Here is a 21551-nt window from a genome sequence, read left to right as displayed (position 1 = left end):
CGGCCGCTGAGCACCCTTGCGGGTCTCCGGCGATAGGGCGCGGAGTAACTTGGAGGGGTGTTCCCTGAGCATCGTCCCCGCAGGCTCCGCACCACGCCCGCTATGCGCCGGCTGGTCGGTGAAACGACGCTGCGGCCACGCCAGCTGATCCTCCCGATGTTCGTCGCCGAAGGGCTTGACCAGCCGCGGCCGATTTCGAGCATGCCGGGCGTCGTGCAGCACACCCGGGACACCCTGCGGAAGGCCGCCGTCGACGCGGTCAACTCCGGGGTCGGCGGGCTGATGCTGTTCGGCATTCCCGAGACCCGTGACGCCGAGGGCTCGGGCGCCGTCGACGAGCGCGGCATCCTCAACGTCGCCCTGCGCGACCTGCGCGCCGAACTCGGCGACGCCACCGTGCTGATGGCCGACACCTGCCTCGACGAGTTCACCGACCACGGCCACTGCGGCGTCCTCGACGCCGACGGCGGGGTCGACAACGACGCCACGCTGCGCGTCTACGCCGAGATGGCCGTCGCGCAGGCCGAAGCCGGGGCGCACGTGCTCGGGCCGTCCGGGATGATGGACGGCCAGATCGGCGTCATCCGCCGCGCGCTCGACGAGGTCGGCCACAGCGACAAGGCGATCCTCGCGTACGCCGCGAAGTACGCCAGCGCGTTCTACGGCCCGTTCCGCGAGGCCGTCGACTCGCAGCTCAAGGGCGACCGCAAGACCTACCAGCAGGACCCGGGCAACGCCCGCGAGGCGCTGCGCGAGATCGAGCTGGACCTCGCCGAGGGCGCGGACATGATCATGGTCAAGCCCGCACTGTCCTATTTGGACGTCCTCAAGGCGGCCGCGGACATCTCCCCGGTGCCGGTGGCGGCCTACAACATCTCGGGCGAGTACGCGATGGTCGAAGCCGCCGCGGCGAACGGCTGGCTCGAGCGCGAGCGGACCGTCCTCGAGGTGCTGACGTCGATCCGCCGGGCCGGCGCCGACATGATCCTGACGTATTGGGCAGCCGAAGCCGCTGCGTGGCTGGACTGACCGGTTAGAGTCCCTCGCGTGGCCGACAAGGAAACCGAAGACCTCAGCGGTCTCACCGACGACGAACGCCGCAAACTGGGCCGCGCGCCGGATCCGGTGCTGCCCGGACAGCCCGCGCCCAAGGCCGCCCCGCCGCGGCCGGTGTGGTGGTCGTTCTGGCTGTGGCTCGCCGGCGGCGTGCTGCTGATCCTGAGCTACGTCCAGCTGCTCAGCAGCAAGTCCGCGGTCATCGCGCAGTTCGTCGAGGGCACCAAGGACTCGAAGTACTCGCCGCAGATGATCGCGGACGGCGTCACGACGCTGCTGTGGTACCTGCTCGGCGGCTCGGTCGTGTTCGTGCTGCTGTTCCTGCTGTTCGCGTACAAGGCGCGCGAAGGCACTCGCTCGGCCCGGACGGTGCTCACCATCCTGCCGATCGTGATGCTGGTGCTGATCATGGTGATCGCGCCGATCATCAACTTCCTGACGCTGGCCGCGGTGCTGGTGTTCGTCGTCGCGCTGGTGCTGCTGTACCTGCCGTCGGTGGCGGGCTACTTCCCGAAGGCCGGCAAGCGCCCGTGAGCGACCGGCTCTACGCCGAGTCCGGCGTGAGCTGGGTCGCCATCGTGTGGGGCCCGGTGTTCGCCGTGGTCGGGGCGCTGGCGGAGCTGGTGACGGGTGGCCCGGTGCACCTCGTAGGCTGGCTGCTGGTCGGGTTCGGCCTGTGCGTCATCACGATCCCGTGGGTGTACGCGCGGCGCCGGTTCCTCTCGCTGGAAGTCACGACGAAGCAGTTGCGCCAGGGCCGCGAGAAGGTCCAGGCGGCCGAGCTGGCGTCGGTGACGGACGTCGGCACGCCGGTCGGCGCCCGCGTGCTCGGCGGCGGCTGGTCGGTCCCGCGCAAGTACGATTCGCTGCCGCTGAAGCTGGCGGACGGCACGGTGGTGCTGGCGTGGGCGAAGGACGTCGAGGCCCTGCAGGACGCGCTGGACCGCCTCGTCCGGGCGACGCCGCGCGAGACGTGAGAAAATCCTCTCTGTGATCGACCTTCCGCAGCCCACCGGGGCCGAGCTCTGGCCGCCGGATGAATCCGGGTCCGCCGCGCGGCTGCACAAGCCGTGGCGGATCCTGGTCGCCGTCTTGGAGGTCGTGCTCGCCGTGGCGGCCGGCTGGGGCGTCTACGCCTTCTGGCACAGCGGCATGGCCACCGTCGTGACGCGCACCGATGACGGCGCCGTCCTCGAGTCGCACCGGTACTTCGGCGGCCACCTCGCCGCGGCCATCGGGCTCGGCGTCGTGGCCGCGATCCTGCTGGTGGACGCGGTCCGTCAGCTCTCTCTCGCGCTGCGTACGCGCCCTCAAAAGCAGAAGGACTGATACACAGCTCCTCCACAGGGAACGAACAGTCAATTGCTAAGCGGCGGCCGCAAGGTTGCCGCATGACGCGGGTGCGTGCCTCCAGGGCATGGGTGATCAACGGTGCTCTGATCGTGCTACTGGCCGGGGCGGGATTCGGGATATACCAAGCCTTTACCCCGGCTTCGAACACGGCTCAGGCCCAGACCCGCAGCACGCAGGTGCGCCGGGCGACGGTCTCCGAGACGATTTCCGCCGCCGGGACTCTCGCCAGCAGCTACACGGGCGCGGCGAACTTCACGACGGCCGGCAAGGTCACGTCGATCGACGTGAAGGTCGGCGACGTCGTGAGCGCCGGCCAGAAGCTCGCGACCGTCGACAGCACGCAGGCGGCGAAGCAGCTTCAGGTCGCGAAGGCGAATCGCTCGGTGGCGCAAGACAGTCTCGACAGCGCCGAAACCGCCGAGGACACCCCGGCGACGGGCCAAAACGGTCAGAACAGCCAGAACAGCGCCCAGGCCGCCGCGAACAGCGTCACCTCGGCGCAGGCGAAGCTGGACCAGGCCGAGCTGGACGTCCAGACCGCGCAGACCGCGCTGGACAACACCTCGCTCTACGCGCCCGGCGCGGGCACCGTCACCGCCGTCAACGGCACGGTCGGGCAGCAGTCCTCCAGCGGCTCGGCGAGCAGTAGCTCCCAGTCGACGTCCAGCGGCAGCGGCCAGGGCGGGCAGGGCTCGTCGAACTCCAGCGCCGCGACGTCGTCTTCCAGCAGTAGCAGCACCGGGTTCATCACCATCACGAACATGAGCGGCCTGGTCGTGACCACCTCGGTCGCCGAGATCGACGTCAGCAAGGTGAAGGCGGGCCAGAAGGCCACGGTGACGCTCAACGCGCTGCCGGACAAGCCGATCCAGGCCACCGTCTCCAGCATCAACCTGACCCCGACGACCAGCGGCAGCGTGGTCTCCTACGGCGCGCAGCTCGCGCTCACCAGCCCGCCGGACGGCCTGCGGCCCGGGCAGTCGGCCAGCGTCGTGATCACCGTCGCCGAGGCGCAGAACGCGCTGAGCGTGCCGGCCGCGGCCGTGACGACCGCCGGCAACACCAACATCGTCACCGTGCAGGAGAACGGCCGGAACGTGCCCCGCCAGGTGCAGATCGGCATCCGCGGCGAGTCGACCGTGCAGATCACGTCCGGGCTGACCGAGGGCGAGAACGTCGTGCTCACCGCGACGGCCGCGACCGGCACCGGTGGCACCGGCCGGACCGGCACCGGCGGGACGGGTGGCACCGGTGGGTTCCCGGGCGGCGGGACCGGCGGCGTCCCCGGCGGCGGCCAGCGCGGCACGGGTACGGGCGCCGGCGGCGGCTTCGGCGGACGCGGATGAACCCGGTGATCGCGGTCTCCGGACTGCGCAAGACCTACGGCGCGGGGGACACCGCGGTGCACGCCCTGCGCGGCGTCGAGCTCACCGTGCGGCCCGGCGAGTACGTCGCGATCATGGGCGCGTCCGGTTCGGGCAAGTCGACGCTGCTGAACATGCTGGGCTGCCTCGACGTCCCGACGTCCGGCCAGTACCTGCTGGACGGCTTCGGCGTCGGCAAGCTCAACGAGCGGCAATTGGCCTTGCTGCGCAACCGGAAGATCGGTTTCATCTTCCAGTCGTTCAACCTCGTGCCCCGGACGTCCGCGTTGTCCAATGTGGAGCTCCCGCTTGTCTACAGTGGACTTCGTCGGGCGGAACGGCGACGCCGCGCGCTCGCCGCGCTGGACATGGTCGGGCTGTCCGACCGGGCCAAGCACCTGCCGAGCGAGCTGTCCGGCGGCCAGATCCAGCGCGTCGCCGTGGCGCGGGCGCTGGTCACCGGGCCGGCGATGCTGCTCGCCGACGAGCCGACCGGCAACCTGGACCGCCGCAGCACCGAGGACGTCCTCGGGGTGTTCGACCGGCTCAACCAGCTCGGCCGCACCATCGTCGTGATCACGCACGAGGACGAGGTCGCCGCGCACGCGCGCCGCGTCGTCCGGGTCGACGACGGGCTGATCGTGGCCGACGACGTCACTCGGGCGTCCGGGGTCGTGGGGGCCGTCTCGTGAACCTCTTCGAAGTCCTGCGCTTCGCCGTGCGCGGGCTCACGGCGAACAAGCTGCGCTCGTCGCTCACCACGCTCGGCATCACCATCGGCGTCGCCGCGGTGATCCTGCTCGTCGCGGTCGGCAACGGCGCCTCGGCGGCCATCGCGGCGAGCATCCAGGGCCTCGGCACCAACGTCGTCAACGTCTCCCCGGCGCGCGGCGGCGGCCAGGGCGCCTCGGCCCGGCCGCTGACCGTGCAGGACGCGCACGCGCTGGTCGACCCGATCGGCGCGCCCGACGTCAAGGCCGCGTCGCCGGTCGTGAACACAACGGCCACCGCGACCTACGGGCAGACGTCGTACGACATCTCGACCGTCGCGGGCACCGAGCCCGCGTACTTCACCACCACCAACCGCGACATCGCCGAAGGCGCGCTGTTCACCAGCGAGGACGTCACGGCCGCGCGCAAGGTCGTCGTGCTCGGCCCGACGACGGCGGAGTCGATCTTCGGCAGCGGTACCGACGCGGTCGGCCAGAACGTGCTGCTCAACAGCATCCAGTTCACCGTGGTCGGGGTGCTGCAGGCCAAGGGCAGCACCGGGCTGCAGAACGCCGACGACGTCGCGATCGCGCCGATCTCGGCCGTGCAGAACTCGCTGGCCGGCTACGGCAGCCTCAGCCAGATCGCCGTCCAGGCCACCAGCGCGGACTCCGTCACGCTGGCGCAGGCCGAGATCACCGCGATCCTCAACGCGCGCCACGGCATCCGGCTCGGCGGCACCGCCGACTACCAGATCCAGAACTCCGAGCAACTGCTCGCGACGCGGACGTCGGCGACCGAGACGTTCACCGTGCTGCTGGCGGCCGTCGCGGCGATCTCGCTGCTGGTCGGCGGCATCGGCGTCACGAACATCATGCTCGTCACGGTCACCGAGCGGATCCGCGAGATCGGCATCCGCAAGGCCATCGGCGCCCCGCGCGCGGCCATCCTCGGCCAGTTCCTCGCCGAAGCGACCATGCTCAGCCTGTTCGGCGGGCTGCTCGGCGTCGCGATCGGGCTGATCGGCAGCCGGTTCACCATCTCCGGGATCAAGCCGGTCGTGGTGCCTTCGTCGATCCTGCTCGCCTTCGCGGTATCCGCCCTGATCGGGCTGTTCTTCGGCAGTTTCCCGGCGAACCGGGCCGCCAAGCTGCGGCCGATCGACGCGCTGCGTCATGAATAAGGAGTCACCGATGTCTTCCACGACGACCCCGCCGCCCGGTTCGGGGGACGAGCCGACGGCGGTGCTCCCGGCCGTCGAACCGGCGGCGCCCGCCGAGCCGACGGCGGAGCAGATCGTCGCCAGCCCGGCGGTCGAGGGCGACCTGAACGCCGAGATGCGCCGCGCGGCCAAGCCGTTCTCCCGGGCCACGATGGTGCTGGCCGGGCTGGTGGTGCTCGCGGCCGTGTTCGCCGGCGGTGCCTGGACGCACGCCGCGTTCGGCTCGTCGTCGGGCTCGTCGGGCGCGCCGGCCGGGCGCCAGGGCGGCGGCTTGGGTGGCACGCAGGCGGGTGGCACTCAAGCTGGCACCGGCCAGACCGGCGGCACCGGCACCGGGCAGCAGCAGGGTGGCGGCTTCCGCGGCGCCGGCGGGCGTGGCACCACGGGCACGATCGACCACGTCGACGGCACGACCGTCTACGTGAAGACCGCGCAGGGCACCGACGTCAAGGTGTCCACATCGGACTCGACGACGGTCGGCGTGACCCAGCCGGGCAAGCTCGCGGACCTCAAGCCGGGCTCGACGGTGACGATCCAGGGCCAGGCCGGCGACGACGGCACGGTCGCCGCGCAGGCGATCACCCAGCAGGCCGGTCGCTAGTTCAAGACGATGATGGCGGTGTTAAGCGCGGTCGCGAACAGGATCCAGGCGAGGTAGGGCACCTGCAGCGCGGCCGCGAGCTTCGACCGGCGGGCGAACAGGACGATCGTCACGAGCACGACGACGTCCAGCACCAGGATGTCGAGCAGGGCGAGCACCGCGGCGCCGCCCTCGAAGAACAGCGGCGGCCAGAGCAGGTTGACCAGCAGGCCGATGCCGTACGCGGCGAACCCGCGGTTCTCGCCGTCGGTGCGCCAGTAGCACCAGCCGGACAGCGCGATCGTGACGTAGAGCACCGTCCACACCGGACCGAAGAGGGACACCGGCGGCGCCCACGACGGCAGGTCGAAGCGCTCGTAGATCTCCTTCGACGACGTCGCGGCCAGGGCGCCGACCGCCGCGACCACGGCGACGACGCCGAGGAAGCAGGCCAGCACCAGCCACGGGTTGCGCTGGGGCACACGTTCGGTCACCGGTTGTTCCCCTCCCGGGCGGCGTGCGGCCATCTTAGGGCGGTGACGCTCGCGCGCACCCCGAGTTGCAGGTGACGGGGTCGGCGGTGCGCCGCCCGGGTTTGCGAGACTGGACGGGTGAGCACTGGAACCGAGCAGTCCAAGGCATGGTTCGACCGCGCTAAGGCGGCCATCCCGGGCGGGGTGAACTCGCCGGTCCGGGCGTTCAACTCGGTCGGCGGCACCCCGCGGTTCATGGTCCGCGGCGAGGGCCCGCACCTGTGGGACGCCGACGGGAACCGCTATGTCGACTTGGTGTCGTCCTGGGGGCCGATGATCCTGGGGCACGCGCACCCGGCGGTCGTCGAGGCGGCGCGCGAGGCGGCGACGTCCGGGCTGTCGTTCGGCACGCCGACCATCGGCGAGGTCGAGCTGGCCGAGGAGATCATCGGCCGAGTCGAGCCCGTCGAGCGGGTCCGGCTGGTCAACTCGGGCACCGAGGCCACGATGAGCGCGATCCGGCTGGCCCGCGGGTTCACCGGCCGCGCGAAGATCGTCAAGTTCGCCGGCTGTTACCACGGCCACGTCGACGCGCTGCTCGCCCAGGCGGGCTCCGGCGTCGCGACGCTCGGGCTGCCGACGTCGCCGGGTGTCACCGGCGCCCAGGCCGCCGACACGATCGTGCTGCCCTACAACGACCTCGACGTCGTCCGGCAGTCCTTTGTGGACAATCCGGACGCGATCGCCGCGGTGATCACCGAGGCCGCGGCGGGCAACATGGGTGCCGTCGCGCCGGACGAGGGCTTCAACGCGGGCCTGCTGGAGATCGCCCACGAGCACGGCGCGCTGCTGGTCATGGACGAGGTGATGACCGGGTTCCGCGTCTCGCGCGCGGGCTGGTTCGGCCTCGAAGGCGTGGCCGGCGACCTGTACACGTTCGGCAAGGTGATGTCCGGCGGCCTGCCGGCGGCGGCGTTCGGCGGCCGCGCCGACATCATGGCCAAGCTCGCCCCGGGCGGGCCGGTCTACCAGGCCGGGACGCTGTCCGGGAACCCCGTCGCGGTGGCCACCGGCCTCGCGACGCTGCGCGCGGCCGACCAGGCCGTGTACGCGGCGCTCGACGCCAACGCGAAGCGCCTCGGCAACCTCTTCCGCCTCGCGCTGAGCGAAGCCGGCGTCGCGAACAGCGTCCAGTACGCGGGCAACCTGGTGAGCGTGTTCTTCGGCGAGCCGACGGTCCGCGACTACGCGGGCGCGCAGGCGTCCGAGACCTGGCGCTTCCCGCCGTTCTTCCACGCGCTGCTCGACGGCGGCGTGTACGCGCCCCCGAGCGCGTACGAGGCCTGGTTCGTCAATGCGGCCATGGACGACGAAGCGTTCTCGGTGATCGAAGCGGCGCTGCCCGCGGCGGCGCAGGCGGCGGCCGGAGCGGTCCAGTGACCACCGTCGTCCACATGCTCCGCCACGGCGAAGTCCACAACCCCGAGAAGATCCTCTACGGCCGGCTGCCCGGCTACCGGCTCTCCGAGCGCGGCCAGCGTCAGGCGCTGACGGTCGCCGAGGCCGTCGCGGGGCACGACCTCGTGCACGTCGTCGCGTCGCCGCTGCAGCGAGCGCAGGAGACGGCGGCGCCGATCGCGGCGGCGCACCGCCTCGACATCGCGACCGACGCGGAGCTGATCGAGGCCGGCAACCAGTTCGAGGGCCTGCACGTCGCGGTCGGCGACGGCGCGCTGCGGGAGCCGAAGCACTGGTCGAAGCTGACCAACCCGTTCAAGCCGTCGTGGGGCGAGCCGTACCTGGAGATCGCGCACCGGATGCTCGGCGCCGTCCACCGCGCGCGCGACGCGGCGGAGGGTCACGAGGCGCTGTGCGTGTCGCACCAGCTGCCGATCTGGACGCTCCGGCGGTTCCTCGAGGGCAAGAAGCTGTGGCACGACCCACGCCGTCGCCAGTGCTCGCTGGCCTCCCTGACCAGCCTGGTCTTCGACGGCGACGAGCTGCGCGAGATCGTCTACAGCGAGCCCGCGGGGTCCACCGACCCGAAGGTGACCGGGGCATGAAACGGCTCCTCGTCACGCTGGCCGCGCTGGGCCTGATCGCGGGGTGCAGCGCGGGCAAGGACGCGGTCGTCCAGGGGAGCAGCTTCACGTTCGTCTCCCCGGGCGGCCAGGTCGACATCACCTACGACGTCGCCCAGCGCCAGACCGCGCCGGTCCTCTCCGGCGACGACCTGATGAACGAGGGCAAGCAGCTGTCGCTGGCCGACTTCCCCGGCAAGGTCGTCGTGCTCAACCTCTGGGGCCAGTGGTGCGGGCCGTGCCGCACGGAGGCGCCCGAGATGGAGAGCCTCGCGAAGCAGGCGCCGGGGGTGCAGGTCGTCGGCATCGACGTCCGCGACCCGGCGCGCGACGCCGCGCAGGACTTCGTCCGCGACCGCGGGCTGACGTACCCGTCGATCTACGACCCGGACGGCCGGGTGCTGCTCAAGCTGAGCGGCTACCCGCGCAACATCATCCCGTCGACGATCGTGCTGGACAACCAACACCGCGTCGCGGCGGTGTTCCTGCGCCCGGTACTGGCCCAGGATCTGCTCCCGGTCACCCAGCGCCTGGCGGCGGAACAGGCCTGATTCGGCCCAGGCTGAAACCCCTCCACCGACCGCGCGGTTCCCGGTACGTTCCCCGTGATCGTTTTGTCCGAACCCGGGGGGTTTCTCATGATGAAGAAGTTGGCGGCCGCGGCACTGATCGCCTTCGCCGTGACCACGGCCGCGTCGGCGCCCGTCTCCGCGGCACCGGCCGCTTCCGCGGCGCCGGTCACGATCCAGGAATTCACGCTGCTCAAGCAGACGAGCGGCAACGGCCGCACGCTCCGCCTCTGGCAGAACACCGGCAACGGCCTGGTGCACGGCAACCTGTCGGGCGCCCAGTACGGCGGCCAGCTCTACCTCTGAGCGCGGCCGACCCGGGCGGCCAGGCCGTCGAGGACCACGGACAGGCCCGTCGCGAACGCCGCGTCCCGCAGCGAGCGGGGCACGGCCGTGCGGCGGGCCTGTTCTTCGACCGTGAAGCCGTTCACGAAACCCGTCACCAGGTCCGCGCAGGCCTCGTGCTCCGGGATGCCCGCGTCCGCGAGCGTCGTCAGCAGGTGGCCCAGGAACTCCGTCGCCGCCGGTCCCGGGGCACTCATGGTCGCGATGACGCGGGCGCCGTCCGGGTGGGCGAGCATCGTCTCGCGGTGGGCGTTCGCGATTGCCGTCACGCGCTCCCGCCACGTCCCGGACGCGCGCACCCCGCGCGTCGCCACCGCCAGCATGTGCTCCGCGACGGCGTCCAGCAGCGCCTGCTTGTTCGCGTAGTGCCAATAGAGCGCGCCGACGCGCACGCCGAGGCGGTCGGCGAGCTTGCGCGTGGTCAGCTCGTCCAGCCCGGTCTCGTCCAGCAGCTCGATCGCGGCGTCCAGCACCACCGCCTGGTTGAGGGCCATCGGAGACCAGTGCACCACGCCTGTCGCGCTTGAGCGGTGTTCAAGTACGCGAAAGCACCAACGCGCCACGAGCGGGACCAAGGTCCTGAACTGCTGTGAGGTAGGTCCTGTGAACCGGCCCCGGAGTTCTCACCGGGACCTCACTGCCTACCCTCAATCCCGTGAACTCCGTTACCGAGCTGGCGATCTCCGGACCGCTGCTGCTCGCCGCGGGCGTCGCGCTGGTGGCCGGAACGATCTCCTTCGCCTCGCCGTGCGTGGTGCCGCTGGTGCCGGGGTATCTCGCGTACCTCGCCGCGCTCGTCGGCGCGGACGCCCCCGCGGTCCGGGCCGGCGAGGAGCGCAAGCAGGGCCGCTGGGCCGTGCTGGGCGCCGCGCTGCTGTTCGTGCTCGGGTTCACCGTCGTGTTCGTCGCCACCCTGGGCACCCTGGTCTGGCTGGCCGACACGCTCACCCTCAACCAGGACCTGCTGCAGCGCATCGGCGGCGTCCTCACCATCGCGATGGCGCTGGTGTTCCTCGGCTGGATCCCGGGCCTGCAGCGCGAGTTCCGTTCGCACCGCGTGCCCGGCGGTGGCATCTGGGGCGCCCCGCTGCTCGGCGCCGTCTTCGGCCTCGGCTGGACGCCGTGCATCGGCCCGACGCTGTCCGCCGTCACGACGCTGGCCAGCGCGACCGGCGGCGCCGAGGCCCGCGGCTACCTGCTGATCGCCGTCTACTGCCTCGGCCTCGGGCTGCCGTTCCTGCTCATCGCGCTCGGCGCCCGCTGGGCCGTGCGCGCCACCGACTGGCTGCGCCGCCACGGCCGCCAGGTCCAGGTCTTCGGCGGCGCACTGCTGATGATCGTCGGGATCCTGCTGGTCACCGGCGTCTGGGGAGATCTGATGGGCTTCCTCCGCAACGAGCTCGCGGGCGACTTGAGGTTGCCGCTGTGACGCCCGCCGACGCACTCTTTCCCGCGGAGGCGGCATGAGCACAGTGGAGGCACCTCCCGCGGCCCCACGAGGACCCACGCCCGCCAAGCGCACCTTCGCCTTCGTGCGCAACACCTGGCGCGGCCTGACGTCGATGCGCACCGCGCTCGTCCTGCTGTTCCTGCTGGCGCTGGCCGCGCTGCCCGGCGCGCTCCTGCCGCAGCGGAAGCTCAACGCGCCCAAGGTCGACGCGTACATCAGCGCGCACGGCTGGTGGGGCACGCTGCTCGACAAGCTCGAGTTCTACGACGTCTACTCCAGCATCTGGTTCTCGGCGGTCTACCTGCTGCTGATGATCTCGCTGATCGGCTGCCTGACGCCGCGCAGCTTCGAGTACGTCAAGGCGATGCGCGCCAAGCCGGTGCTGACCCCGCGCAACCTGGCCCGGATGCCGCACTACCGGCTCGGCCGCGGCAAGCAGGACGTCGCCGCCGAGCTCGCCGCCGTCCACAAGCAGCTGTCCGGCTGGCGGCGCGTCGAGCGTGAAGAGGCCGGCGGCGTCCGCACGATCTCCGCCGAACGCGGCTTCCTGCGCGAGACCGGCAACCTGATCTTCCACTTCAGCATGCTGGGCCTGATCGTGTTCTTCGCGCTGGGCAAGCTGTACGGCTACGAAGGCCAGGTCATCGTCCAGGCCGACGGCAGCACCTTCTGCAACTCCGGCATCTACAACTACGACTCCTTCAACGCGGGCCTGCGCGTCGACGGCACCGACCTCGACCCGTTCTGCGTGAAGATCAACGACTTCACCGCGCGCTACACCGACGCCGGCGAGCCGGAGTACTACCACTCGAACATCGAGTACCAGTCCGGCTCCGACCTCGACACGAACACCTGGCGCCCGTACGGCCTCGAGGTCAACTCGCCGCTGCGCACCGTCGGCGACCGCGTCTACCTGCTCGGCCAGGGCTACTCGCCGAAGTTCACGGTGACCTTCCCGGACGGCACCCAGCGCACCCAGAACACGCAGTGGCGCACGGTCGACCCGACCACGATGCTCGCCGAGGGCGCGACGAAGTTCGACCAGCCCGGCGTCACCGACGAGGTGCGGCGGCGGACCCGCCAGCTGGCCATCACCGGCCTGTTCGCGCCGACGTCGTTCCTGCACGGCAACGTCCTGACGTCGTCGGCGCCGCAGCTGACCGACCCCGCCGTCGCCGTCGACATCCTGCGCGGCGACCTCGGCCTGGACGCCGGGCGCGGCCAGTCGGTGTTCGAGGTCGACCAGTCGCTGATCGACGACGGGCGGCTGAAGAAGGTCGCCCGCGAGAACATGAAGGTCGGCCAGGAGATCAAGCTCGACGACGGCACGAAGGTCCGCTTCGACGGCGTCGGCCACTGGGTCTCGCTCCAGGTCTCCCACGACCCGACGCAGGGTTTCGTGCTCGGGTTCGCCATCTCGATGTTCCTCGGCCTCGGCGCGTCCTTGCTGGTCAAGCGGCGTCGGCTGTGGGTCCGGGTGAAGCCGGGGACCGAGGACGAGCCGAGTACGGTGATCGAGGTCGCCGGGCTGGCCCGCACGGATCAGGCCGGGTACGGCGAAGAGTTCCACCGGATCAGCGAACGCCTGATCAGTGGTCAGAAGGGCTGAAGCAATGCCGATCAACGAGACGCTGTCGCAGTACAGCGACTGGCTGTACACCACCGCCGCGGCGATCTACGTCGTCGCGCTGATGTTCACCCTGATCGAGCAGGGCTTCGGCGCCAAGGGCCGGCTCGCCACCGAGCGGGCCAAGCTGCGGGCGCGTGAGCTCGTCGGGGCCGGCGGACCGCCGATCGAGCAGGTCTCGGCCGAGCAGCGCGCGGTCGGGCGGCCCGAGCGGATCGGCCGGATGGGCGCGGCGCTGCTGGTGCTCGGCGCGCTGCTGCAGCTGTCGGCGATCGTGCTGCGCGGGCTCGCCGTGCACCGCGCGCCGTGGGGCAACATGTACGAGTACGGCATGGCGGTCACCTTCATCACGGTGCTCACCTGGCTGATCGTGATGTGGAAGTTCCCGGTCCGCCACCTCACCGGCTTCCTGCTGCTGCCCGTCGTGATCCTGATGTTCATCAACGGCACGCTGCTCTACACCACCGCGGCGCCGGTCCAGCCCGCGCTGCAGTCCTACTGGCTGGTCATCCACGTCTCGGCGGCCATCATCGGCTCCGGCGTCTTCCTGGTCCCGGGCGTGTCGAGCGTGCTGTTCCTGTTCCGCGCCGCGTACGAGAAGGACAACACCAAGTTCGCGCGCTTCGCCTCGAAGCTGCCCGCGGCCGACGTCCTCGACCGGATCGCCTACCGGACGACGATCTTCGCCTTCCCGGTGTTCACCTTCGGCGTGCTCTGCGGCGCGGTCTGGGCCGAGTCGGCCTGGGGCCGGTTCTGGGGCTGGGACCCCAAGGAGACCGTCGCGTTCATCGCGTGGGTCGTCTACGCGGCCTACCTGCACTCACGCGCGACGGCCGGCTGGCGCGGCGCCCGGGCGGCGGCCATCAACATCGTCGGGTTCGCCGCGATCATCTTCAACCTGTTCTTCGTGAACCTCGTCACCGCGGGCTTGCACTCCTACGCCGGGGTGGGCTGAGCAACCTGCGGGTACGCCGACTACCGTCGTCATCGGGGAGAGCTTCAGGGGTAGTGATGTCGGGCGGAGTGCGCGGAGGTTTACACCGGTGACCGGACCCAGCGAAGAATCGGCTCCTGGCCACGCCGAACCGGCCGCTGCCCCGCAGCAGCCGGAGGCGCCGGGGAGCCTGTTCGCCGACGACCGGACGGACTCGCATCCGCATCCGGAGACGTCAGGCGCGTTCGACGTGCAGCCGACGCAGGCCGTCGCGCCGCCGCCGAACCCGGCCGCGTCCGGCCCGCACCAGGTGCCGAACCCGGCCGTCTCGGGTCCGCACCAGGTGCCCCAGAGCCCGCCGGCGCAGTACGGCTACGACCAGAACCTCCCGCCGCTGCAGCCGCAGTACGGCGACCCCGCGCAGCAGTACCAGGCGCAGGCCCAGTACCCGCAGCAGCAGCCCCAGCAGCAGCCGTCCGGCCTGCCGCAGCCCCAGAGCGGCCGGCACGCCGCGCCGCCGCCGCAGGGCGGCCACGGCCACGACCTGTCCACCGCGCACCTGGTCAAGCAGGTCAAGCGGCCGCCGCAGTCGGGCTGGCGCAAGGCCGTTTACGTCGGCACGGGCAAGCTCGTCAACCCGGGGGAGAGCCCGGCCGACACCCAGCGCCGTGACCTCATCGCGCGGGTCAACCAGCCGCTGCGCGGGTGCTACAAGATCGCGATGCTGTCGCTGAAGGGCGGCGTCGGCAAGACCACGGTCACGACGACGCTGGGCGCGACGTTCGCTTCGCTGCGCGGCGACCGCGTGGTCGCGGTGGACGCCAACCCGGACCGCGGCACGCTCTCGCAGAAGATCCCGCTGGAGACCACGGCGACGGTCCGCCACCTGCTGCGCGACGCGGCTCGCATCACGCGCTACAGCGACGTCCGGTCCTACACGTCCCAGGGCGCCAGCCGGCTGGAGATCCTCGCCAGCGAGCAGGACCCGGCCGTCTCCGAGGCGTTCTCCGAGGACGACTACCGCCGCACGGTCAACCTGCTGGAGCACTTCTACAACATCGTGCTCACGGACTGCGGCACCGGCTTGATGCACTCGGCGATGAAGGGCGTCCTGGACGTCGCGGACGCGCTGGTCGTGGTCTCGTCGGGCTCGGTCGACGGCGCGCGCAGCGCCTCGGCGACGTTGGACTGGCTCGAGGCCCACGGCTACGGCGAGCTGGTGAAACGCTCGGTCGCGGTGATCAACTCGGTGCGCCCCAAGGGCGGCTCGGTCGACCTCGACAAGCTGTCGGCCCACTTCGGCGCCAAGGTCCGCGCCGTCTGCCAGGTCCCGTTCGACCCGCACCTGGAAGAGGGCGCGGAGATCGAGCTGGACCGCCTGGGCGGCGACACCCGCCTGGCCCTGCTGGACCTGGCGGCGACGGTCGCCGACGGCTTCGCGACCCCGCTCTCCCAGCAGTACCGCTAGCCGCAACTCACGTGACCAGCGCCGTAACCGGCGTGATCAGAGCCGTGACTCGCGTGATCGGGCCCGTAACTCGCGTGATCAGAGCCGTGACTCGCGTGATTGAGGCCTTGACTCGCGAGTTCCGGCCCGGATCATGCGAGTTACGGCTGGGATCACGCGAGTTACGGCTGGGATCACGCGAGTTACGGGCTGAGTCAAGCGGGGTCCGGGCTGGAGCCCACGGGATCCGCGTGAGAGCCGGGCCCGGGCTTGCGGGTCTCGGGTCAGCCGAACGTCAAGGGCGGCCTAGAGGTCTTCGTCCCGGCGTTTGCGCTGCTGTTCGGCCAGCTGGCGCAGGAAGTCGGGGTCGTCGTCCGGAGCGATCGGGGCGCGCCGCGGGGTCGAGGGCACTCCGATCCGCTGGCCGGCGAACGACCGCCACAGGAGCAGAGCGACGACCAGCGCGCCGACGGCCGCGAGCAGAGCGAGCATGCCGGATCCTTCCGCTTGGCTTGCCAGTCCCCCGAGGTTACCCGTCCGCGCGGGCTGCGGGCGGCACGCCGCGTTGCGGTGTGGCACCCGGAAACAAACCGGGCCGTGTGCGGGGGCGGGGGAGTACCCCGTACCCGACACGGCCCAGGCTGCTGGATGGTTCAGGCCTTGCGAGCCGGTTCGCTCGCGTCCGTGGTCAGCTCGGCCAGGAGCTCGTTCACCTCGGACTCGCGGAACCGGCGGTGCCCGCCGGGGGTCCGGATCGAGCCGATGCGACCTGCCGTCGCCCACCGGGTGACCGTCTTCGGGTCCACCCGGAACAGTGCTGCCACCTCGCCTGGGGTGAGCAGTCGCCCGCCCATCGTCGCGGTCATTTTCCGCCTCCTTAACGCCCTCACTGCTATACCGGAGGCAATCCGGGCCATTTTGGTCCGTCGCGCCGGGGTAGCCAACACGGCAATCGTTGCACTTCACCCGTCAGGTACTCGAACGGTTGTCAAAGAGTAAAGAGCCCTTAAAGGTCAAAACGGACAGGTTGCTTACGGTGCGCAACTATCAGATCCGGTCACTTGAAGTGCGGAGACGAGTCTTCCCCTGTCCAGTGGGTGCTAGGCGTGGTGCCAATGGGGGATTGTCCAACCGCATAGAGTGATGCCGTGGATCAGTTGGACCGGAAGATCATCGCGGCGTTGCGCATCAACGGACGGGCCACCTATGCCGATCTGGGGCGGGCCGTCGGGCTGTCCGCCTCGTCGGTGCACGAGCGCGTGGGCAAGCTGGAGGCCGCCGGCGTGATCACCGGCTACCACGCGGTCGTCGATCCGAGCTCGGTCGGGCTCGGCGTCACCGCCCTCGTCGGGATCCATCCGACGGACACGGCGACGGACGAAGACGTCGCCGACGCGCTCGGCGAGCTCGACGAGGTCGAGAGCTGCTACGCCGTCGCGGGTGACGAAGCCTTCGTCGTCAAGGTGCGCGTGCCGACCGTCGACGAGCTGGAGCGGACCCTCGGCCGGCTCCGGCGCATCCCCGGCGTCGGGCGGACGAACACCACCGTCGTGCTCTCGACCCGCTTCGAGGGCCGGCCGAACAACGCGGCCGGCGCGGGCGTGGAAAAGGACCGGCCGGGCGGGGCGTAACCTGCGTTGATGTGAGCGACGAGAAGGCCGGCACCCTGCCCCGTGACCTGACGCTGTACCTCCTGGCCCGGTTCGTGCTGGTCGGGGTGATCGGCTGGGCCCTGAGCCTGGTGGGCGTGCCCCTGCTGGTCGCGCTGCTCATCGGCCTGGTCGTCGGCCTGCCGCTCGGGCTGCTGCTGTTCCGCCCGCTCAACGCCCGCGTCACGGCCGGCCTGGCGAAGCGCAACGAGAACAGCGCCCGCGCCCGGGCCCAGCTGCGCGCGCAGCTGCGTGGCGACGCCGCCGGTCAGCCGGAATGAGCCGCCTGCACAACCGCAGCTGGGTGCGCGAAGCGGTCCGGATCATCGAGGCCGACGCCAACCGCAGCGCCGACACCCACCTGCACGTCTTCCCGCTGCCGCCGGAGTGGGGCATCGACCTGTACCTCAAGGACGAGTCCGTCCACCCGACCGGCTCGCTGAAGCACCGGCTCGCCCGGTCGCTGTTCCTCTACGGGCTCGTCAACGGCCAGATCGGGCCCGACACGGTGCTCGTCGAGGCCTCCAGCGGCTCGACGGCGGTCTCCGAGGCGTACTTCGCCCGCATGCTCGGCCTGCGCTTCATCACCGTGGTGCCGCGGCGGACGAGCAAGGAGAAGATCGCGCTCATCGAGTTCTACGGCGGTGAGTGCCACTACGTCGACCAGGCCCCGGCGATGTACCCGGAGGCCGAGCGGCTCGCGGCCGAGTGCGGCGGCCACTACCTCGACCAGTTCACCTACGCCGAGCGCGCGACGGATTGGCGTGGCAACAACAACATCGCCGAGTCCGTGTTCGCGCAGATGCGCTCCGAGCGGCACCCGGTGCCGTCCTGGATCGTCGTCGGCGCGGGCACCGGCGGCACCAGCGCGACGTTCGGCCGGTACGTCCGCTACAAGCGGCACACCACGAAGGTCTGCGTCGTCGACCCGGAGAACTCGTCGTTCTACGGCGCCTGGCAGACCGGCGCCCTGGACTACGCGACCGGGATGCCGTCGCGGATCGAGGGCATCGGCCGGCCGCGGTGCGAGCCGTCGTTCGTGCCGGGCGTGATCGACGAGATGTTCCGGATCCCCGACGCCGGTTCGCTGGCGGCGGTCCGGCTGCTGCGCGAGCGCACCGGGCACTGGGCGGGCGGCTCCACCGGCACCAACCTCTACGGCGCGTTCCGGCTCATCGCCCGGATGGTCGAGGACGGCCAGGCGGGCAGCGTCGTCACGCTCCTGTGCGACGGCGGTGAGCGGTACGCGCACACCTACTACGACGACGAGTGGGTCACCCAGCAGGGTCTGGACCTCGCGCCGCATACGGCGTTGTTCGAGGAGTTCCTGGCCACCGGGAAGTTCCCGGTCGAGGAGATCGAGGACTAGAGGTTCAGGCCGACCGCGGCCAGGACAGCCCAGGCGAGCATCGCCAGGCCGGTGTCGCGCAGCGCCGGGATGAGGTCGCGGCCGGTCGCGTTGTGCCGGATCGCGCTGACGGACTGGAACAGTAGCGACACGCTGAGCACGGGGATCCCGGCGAGCGGGTGGCCGGTGAACGCCAGGACGAGCGCGAGCACGTACGGCACCGCGATGAGCGTCAGGTAGAGCCGCCGGGTGCCGCGGTCGCCGAGGCGGGTGGCCAAGGTGAGCTTGCCGGACTCGACGTCGGTCGGGATGTCACGCAGGTTGTTGGCCGTCAGGACCGCCGTGGAGAAGCAGCCGACGGCGACCGCGCACGCCAGCGCGGCCCAGCTGATCCGGCCGGCCTGGACGTAGACCGTGCCCAGCACGCCAGCCAGGCCGAAGAAGACGAACACCGCGATCTCGCCGAAACCGTAGTAGCCGTAAGGCTTCTTGCCGCCGGTGTAGAACCAGGCGCCGAGGATGCAGAGGCCGCCCAAGGCCAGCAGCCACCAGTACCCGGTGAGCGCGACGAGCAGCAAACCCAGCACCCCGGCCAGACCCAGCGCGATCAGCGCCGCGGTGAGGACGGCTTTCGGGGCGGCGACGCCGGAGCCGACCAGCCGCAGCGGCCCGACGCGGTTCTCGTCGGTGCCGCGGATGCCGTCGGAGTAGTCGTTCGCGTAGTTGACGCCGACGATCAGCGAGAGCGAGACCAGCAGCGCCAGCACCGAACGCCACCAGGAGAACGCGTCCAGCGCGATCGCCGCGCCGACACCCGCCACCACCGGAGCCACCGCGTTCGGCAACGTCCGCGGCCGGGCCCCCTCGATCCACTCGCTCAAGCTCGCCATGGACGTCATTCAACGCCATGACGATCACGCCCGAGCGGGAGCCCGGGAGGTCAGTCGGAGGTCGGCAGCTGCCAGACGAGGGAGCCGCTGTTGGGGTCCACCGTCGGGCCCTCGGCGGCCAGCGCTGTGCCCACCGGAATCAGGACACCCAGTGCGACGGCGGTGCTGATCAGGGCCGTGCGAATCCAGCGCGTCATGGTGAGTAGCCAAGCGGGTGCACCCTGTGCGTGTCAACGAAGTGCGGCCGATCAGCCGCCGAAACCCGCCAGAAGTCGCGCCTTGACGGCCGTTCGGTCGATCTTGCCTGGGCCGCGAAGAGGCAGCTCAGCGGCGTACTCCAGCCGTTTCGGCGTGGCCGCCGCCCCCAGCTCGGCCCGCACGGCGGCACGCAGCGTGTTCGCGTCGGGTGGTTCACCGGCCGGGACGACGAGAGCCACGACGGCCTCGCCCCACTCGGCGTCCGGCAGGCCGACGACACACGCGTCGCGCACGCCCGGTTGCGCGGTCAGGCACCGTTCGATCGCGTTCGCGGACACCTTCACACCACCTGTGTTGATCATGTCGTCGGCCCGGCCGAGCACCTCGACCCGGCCGTCGGCATGCCGCACCCCACGGTCGGACGTCGTGAACCAGCCGCCGGCGAAGGACTCCGCCGTCAGGTCCGGCCGGAGCCGGTAACCGTGCGCGAGGACATCGCCGGCGATCCGGATCCGGTCCCCGGCGACGTCGACGCGGACACCGTCGAGCGGGACGCCGTCGTAGACGCAGCCGCCGGCCGTCTCGCTCATCCCGTACGCGGGCACGATCCGCACCCCGGCTTCGGCGGCGCGCTCGCGCAGCGCGGCCGACGTCGCCGCCGCGCCGAGGACGATCGCGTCGAACGTCGTCGCCGCGGCCAGCCCGGCACCGCCGTCGTCGAGCAGCCGGACCAGCTGCGTCGGCACCAGCGCCGTGTAGCGGGGGCTGCCCTTCAGGGTCGCCGCGGCGGCGGCGAAGGCGTCCGGCCGGAAGCCGTGGCCGGTCAGGAACGCCGGAGTCGTCCCGGCCAGCAGCGACCGGACCAGCACCTGCAGCCCGCCGATGTAGTGCGCCGGCGTGGCCAGCAGCCAGTGGCCTGGGCCCCCGAGGCGGGTGTGGGTGGCCTCGGCCGACGCGGTCAGCGTGCGCGCCGAGAGCAGGACGCCTTTGGGTGCGCCGGTCGAGCCCGATGTGGCGATGACCACGGCGGTGTCCGGTTCGGCGGGCTCGCCGGGCGCCATCGCGTCCCGCAGCGCGGGGTCGGTGAAGGGCAGCACGGCCGGGCCGCCGCTCAGCGCGTCCGCGAGGGCTCCCTTCAGCGCGTCGAGCGCCTCAGGGGAGCCGTCGAGTTCGACCGTCCGCATCTCGCCTTCCATGTCAAATCCGTGTGAGGAGTTCGCACTTTCCCTATGAAAGTGCGGCCTCAGTAGTAGTAGGGGACGTCCTTGAAGTCGGGGTCGCGTTTCTGCAGGAACGCGTCGCGGCCTTCGACGGCCTCGTCCTGCATGTAGGCCAGGCGGGTGGTCTCGCCGGCGAACAGCTGCTGGCCGACCAGGCCGTCGTCGGTGAGGTTGAACGCGTACTTCAGCATCCGCTGGGCCGTCGGGGACTTGGCGGTGATCGTCCACGCCCAGTCCAGGGCCTCTTTTTCGAGGTCGGCGTGCGGGACGACGGCGTTGACCGCGCCCATCCGGTGCATCTGCTCGGCGGAGTACTCGCGGCCGAGGAAGAAGATCTCGCGGGCGAACTTCTGGCCGACCATCTTGGCCAGGTAGGCCGAGCCGTAGCCGCCGTCGAACGAGCCGACGTCGGCGTCGGTCTGCTTGAACTTCGCGTGCTCGGCCGAGGCGAGGGTGAGATCGCACACGACGTGCAGGGAGTGCCCGCCGCCGGCGGCCCAGCCCGGGACGACCGCGATGACCGGTTTCGGCAGGAACCGGATCAGGCGCTGGACCTCGAGGATGTGCAGCCGGCCGGCGCGGGCGGGGTCGACCGTGTCGGAGGTCTCGCCGCTGGCGTACTGATACCCGGAGCGTCCGCGAATACGCTGGTCACCACCGGAGCAGAACGCCCACCCGCCGTCCTTGGGCGACGGGCCGTTGCCGGTGAGCAGGACACAGCCGACGTCGGAGCTGAGGCGGGCGTGGTCGAGAGCCCGGTAGAGCTCGTCGACGGTGTGCGGGCGGAAGGCGTTGCGGACCTCCGGGCGGTCGAACGCGACGCGCACGACGCGTTTGCCGCCGCGGCTCTCAGCGGAGCGGTGGTAGGTGATGTCGGTGAAGGCGAAACCTTCGACCTCGGTCCACGCGGCCGGATCGAACAGCTCGGAAACTCGGGCGTCATCCACGTTTGGGAGAATAGGACCTGTGGACACCTTTGCTGTGCTTGATGCCGCCTCGGCGGGGAAAAGTGCCTCGGCGGAGTTCGGAGCCTG

Annotated in this window: 27 protein-coding genes; 19 read left to right on the top strand and 8 right to left on the bottom strand. The window is 71.0% G+C overall.

Annotated elements, in window-relative coordinates:
* The first annotated feature begins 57 nt into the window (after positions 1–57).
* From hemB to ACLJQZ_RS21265, 8 genes are all read left to right on the top strand, one after another.
* Positions 58–1029 carry a porphobilinogen synthase gene (hemB, locus tag ACLJQZ_RS21300; RefSeq protein WP_410621674.1) on the top strand — a complete coding sequence of 324 codons (972 nt, stop codon included), beginning with the start codon at positions 58–60 and terminating at the stop codon, positions 1027–1029.
* Positions 1030–1047: 18 nt separating this feature from the next.
* Positions 1048–1590 carry a hypothetical protein gene (locus ACLJQZ_RS21295; protein WP_410621673.1) on the top strand — a complete coding sequence of 181 codons (543 nt, stop codon included), beginning with the start codon at positions 1048–1050 and terminating at the stop codon, positions 1588–1590.
* Entirely contained in the window at positions 1587–2033 is a 447-nt protein-coding gene (locus tag ACLJQZ_RS21290; RefSeq protein WP_410621672.1) for a hypothetical protein, read from the top strand. The genes ACLJQZ_RS21295 and ACLJQZ_RS21290 overlap by 4 nt, the downstream gene beginning before the upstream one ends.
* Positions 2034–2046: 13 nt before the next feature.
* Complete coding sequence (locus tag ACLJQZ_RS21285) at positions 2047–2385, top strand: hypothetical protein (protein WP_410621671.1); 339 nt, start codon at positions 2047–2049, stop codon at positions 2383–2385.
* Between the two features lie 62 nt (positions 2386–2447).
* Positions 2448–3755, top strand: coding sequence for an efflux RND transporter periplasmic adaptor subunit (locus ACLJQZ_RS21280; protein WP_410621670.1), 1308 nt, complete (start codon positions 2448–2450; stop codon positions 3753–3755).
* Entirely contained in the window at positions 3752–4465 is a 714-nt protein-coding gene (locus tag ACLJQZ_RS21275; protein WP_410621669.1) for an ABC transporter ATP-binding protein, read from the top strand. The genes ACLJQZ_RS21280 and ACLJQZ_RS21275 overlap by 4 nt, the downstream gene beginning before the upstream one ends.
* The gene (locus ACLJQZ_RS21270; protein WP_410621668.1) at positions 4462–5667 is read left to right on the top strand and encodes an ABC transporter permease; all 1206 of its coding nucleotides are present in this window, start codon (positions 4462–4464) and stop codon (positions 5665–5667) included. The genes ACLJQZ_RS21275 and ACLJQZ_RS21270 overlap by 4 nt, the downstream gene beginning before the upstream one ends.
* Positions 5668–5677: 10 nt before the next feature.
* Complete coding sequence (locus ACLJQZ_RS21265) at positions 5678–6307, top strand: hypothetical protein (RefSeq protein ID WP_410621667.1); 630 nt, start codon at positions 5678–5680, stop codon at positions 6305–6307.
* On the opposite strand, the gene ACLJQZ_RS21260 is transcribed toward ACLJQZ_RS21265, so the two are convergent.
* Positions 6304–6780: a TspO/MBR family protein gene (locus ACLJQZ_RS21260; RefSeq protein ID WP_410621666.1), complete on the bottom strand. Its 477-nt coding sequence runs from the start codon at positions 6778–6780 to the stop codon at positions 6304–6306. The two genes, ACLJQZ_RS21265 and ACLJQZ_RS21260, sit on opposite strands and share 4 nt — an antisense overlap.
* A gap of 117 nt (positions 6781–6897) precedes the next feature.
* Here ACLJQZ_RS21260 and hemL point away from each other — a divergent pair, with 117 nt between their 5' ends.
* The 4 genes from hemL to ACLJQZ_RS21240 all read left to right on the top strand — a co-directional run bounded on the left by hemL (position 6898) and on the right by ACLJQZ_RS21240 (position 9715).
* Positions 6898–8199 carry a glutamate-1-semialdehyde 2,1-aminomutase gene (hemL, locus tag ACLJQZ_RS21255; protein ID WP_410621665.1) on the top strand — a complete coding sequence of 434 codons (1302 nt, stop codon included), beginning with the start codon at positions 6898–6900 and terminating at the stop codon, positions 8197–8199.
* Positions 8196–8822: a histidine phosphatase family protein gene (locus ACLJQZ_RS21250; protein WP_247060305.1), complete on the top strand. Its 627-nt coding sequence runs from the start codon at positions 8196–8198 to the stop codon at positions 8820–8822. Before hemL ends, ACLJQZ_RS21250 begins: the two co-directional genes overlap by 4 nt.
* Positions 8819–9391 carry a TlpA family protein disulfide reductase gene (locus ACLJQZ_RS21245; RefSeq protein WP_410621664.1) on the top strand — a complete coding sequence of 191 codons (573 nt, stop codon included), beginning with the start codon at positions 8819–8821 and terminating at the stop codon, positions 9389–9391. Before ACLJQZ_RS21250 ends, ACLJQZ_RS21245 begins: the two co-directional genes overlap by 4 nt.
* An 87-nt stretch (positions 9392–9478) precedes the next feature.
* The gene (locus ACLJQZ_RS21240; protein WP_410621663.1) at positions 9479–9715 is read left to right on the top strand and encodes a hypothetical protein; all 237 of its coding nucleotides are present in this window, start codon (positions 9479–9481) and stop codon (positions 9713–9715) included.
* Here the strand turns inward: ACLJQZ_RS21240 and ACLJQZ_RS21235 are convergent.
* On the bottom strand, positions 9706–10248 hold the full coding sequence (locus ACLJQZ_RS21235; RefSeq protein WP_410621662.1) for a TetR/AcrR family transcriptional regulator C-terminal domain-containing protein: 543 nt from the start codon (positions 10246–10248) through the stop codon (positions 9706–9708). The genes ACLJQZ_RS21240 and ACLJQZ_RS21235 overlap by 10 nt on opposite strands.
* Positions 10249–10409: 161 nt before the next feature.
* On the opposite strand from ACLJQZ_RS21235, the gene ACLJQZ_RS21230 reads away from it, so the two are divergent.
* The 4 genes from ACLJQZ_RS21230 (at position 10410) to ACLJQZ_RS21215 (ending at position 15233) form a co-directional block, all read left to right on the top strand.
* A complete protein-coding gene (locus ACLJQZ_RS21230; protein WP_410621661.1) occupies positions 10410–11183 on the top strand; it encodes a cytochrome c biogenesis CcdA family protein in 774 nt (257 codons plus the stop codon).
* Positions 11184–11217: 34 nt separating this feature from the next.
* Positions 11218–12813, top strand: a complete 1596-nt coding sequence (locus ACLJQZ_RS21225) for a cytochrome c biogenesis protein ResB (protein ID WP_410621660.1) — start codon at positions 11218–11220, stop codon at positions 12811–12813.
* 4 nt (positions 12814–12817) lie between these two features.
* A complete protein-coding gene (ccsB, locus tag ACLJQZ_RS21220) occupies positions 12818–13786 on the top strand; it encodes a c-type cytochrome biogenesis protein CcsB (RefSeq protein ID WP_410621659.1) in 969 nt (322 codons plus the stop codon).
* Between the two features lie 88 nt (positions 13787–13874).
* The gene (locus ACLJQZ_RS21215; RefSeq protein ID WP_410621658.1) at positions 13875–15233 is read left to right on the top strand and encodes a MinD/ParA family protein; all 1359 of its coding nucleotides are present in this window, start codon (positions 13875–13877) and stop codon (positions 15231–15233) included.
* A gap of 285 nt (positions 15234–15518) precedes the next feature.
* On the opposite strand, the gene ACLJQZ_RS21210 is transcribed toward ACLJQZ_RS21215, so the two are convergent.
* Both ACLJQZ_RS21210 and ACLJQZ_RS21205 read right to left on the bottom strand, forming a co-directional pair.
* Positions 15519–15704 (bottom strand): hypothetical protein, encoded by a 186-nt coding sequence (locus tag ACLJQZ_RS21210; RefSeq protein ID WP_323329386.1) that lies wholly within the window; start codon positions 15702–15704, stop codon positions 15519–15521.
* Positions 15705–15865: 161 nt separating this feature from the next.
* Positions 15866–16078, bottom strand: coding sequence for a BldC family transcriptional regulator (locus ACLJQZ_RS21205; RefSeq protein ID WP_072474890.1), 213 nt, complete (start codon positions 16076–16078; stop codon positions 15866–15868).
* A 282-nt stretch (positions 16079–16360) separates the two neighbouring features.
* Between ACLJQZ_RS21205 and ACLJQZ_RS21200 the strand changes: the two genes are divergently transcribed.
* The 3 genes from ACLJQZ_RS21200 to ACLJQZ_RS21190 are packed head-to-tail and all read left to right on the top strand — an operon-like array spanning position 16361 to position 18230.
* The gene (locus ACLJQZ_RS21200; protein WP_328445795.1) at positions 16361–16843 is read left to right on the top strand and encodes an Lrp/AsnC family transcriptional regulator; all 483 of its coding nucleotides are present in this window, start codon (positions 16361–16363) and stop codon (positions 16841–16843) included.
* Positions 16844–16854: 11 nt separating this feature from the next.
* Positions 16855–17142: a DUF4229 domain-containing protein gene (locus ACLJQZ_RS21195; protein ID WP_410621657.1), complete on the top strand. Its 288-nt coding sequence runs from the start codon at positions 16855–16857 to the stop codon at positions 17140–17142.
* Positions 17139–18230 carry a PLP-dependent cysteine synthase family protein gene (locus ACLJQZ_RS21190; RefSeq protein WP_410621656.1) on the top strand — a complete coding sequence of 364 codons (1092 nt, stop codon included), beginning with the start codon at positions 17139–17141 and terminating at the stop codon, positions 18228–18230. The genes ACLJQZ_RS21195 and ACLJQZ_RS21190 overlap by 4 nt, the downstream gene beginning before the upstream one ends.
* Here the strand turns inward: ACLJQZ_RS21190 and ACLJQZ_RS21185 are convergent.
* The 4 genes from ACLJQZ_RS21185 to ACLJQZ_RS21170 are packed head-to-tail and all read right to left on the bottom strand — an operon-like array spanning position 18227 to position 21464.
* Complete coding sequence (locus tag ACLJQZ_RS21185; RefSeq protein WP_410621655.1) at positions 18227–19099, bottom strand: 1,4-dihydroxy-2-naphthoate polyprenyltransferase; 873 nt, start codon at positions 19097–19099, stop codon at positions 18227–18229. The two genes, ACLJQZ_RS21190 and ACLJQZ_RS21185, sit on opposite strands and share 4 nt — an antisense overlap.
* A 50-nt stretch (positions 19100–19149) precedes the next feature.
* Positions 19150–19296: a hypothetical protein gene (locus ACLJQZ_RS21180; RefSeq protein ID WP_326945906.1), complete on the bottom strand. Its 147-nt coding sequence runs from the start codon at positions 19294–19296 to the stop codon at positions 19150–19152.
* Positions 19297–19347: 51 nt separating this feature from the next.
* Positions 19348–20481: an o-succinylbenzoate--CoA ligase gene (gene menE / locus ACLJQZ_RS21175; protein WP_410621654.1), complete on the bottom strand. Its 1134-nt coding sequence runs from the start codon at positions 20479–20481 to the stop codon at positions 19348–19350.
* Between the two features lie 59 nt (positions 20482–20540).
* Positions 20541–21464 (bottom strand): 1,4-dihydroxy-2-naphthoyl-CoA synthase, encoded by a 924-nt coding sequence (locus ACLJQZ_RS21170; protein WP_410621653.1) that lies wholly within the window; start codon positions 21462–21464, stop codon positions 20541–20543.
* Positions 21465–21551: the final 87 nt, after the last annotated feature.

Origin of the sequence: Amycolatopsis sp. cmx-8-4 (genome assembly GCF_046548675.1) — a bacterium.
Classification (GTDB): Bacteria; Actinomycetota; Actinomycetes; order Mycobacteriales; family Pseudonocardiaceae; genus Amycolatopsis.
The sequence above is the reverse complement of the archived record's forward strand: the minus strand, read 5'-3'. Positions and strand labels throughout refer to the sequence as shown.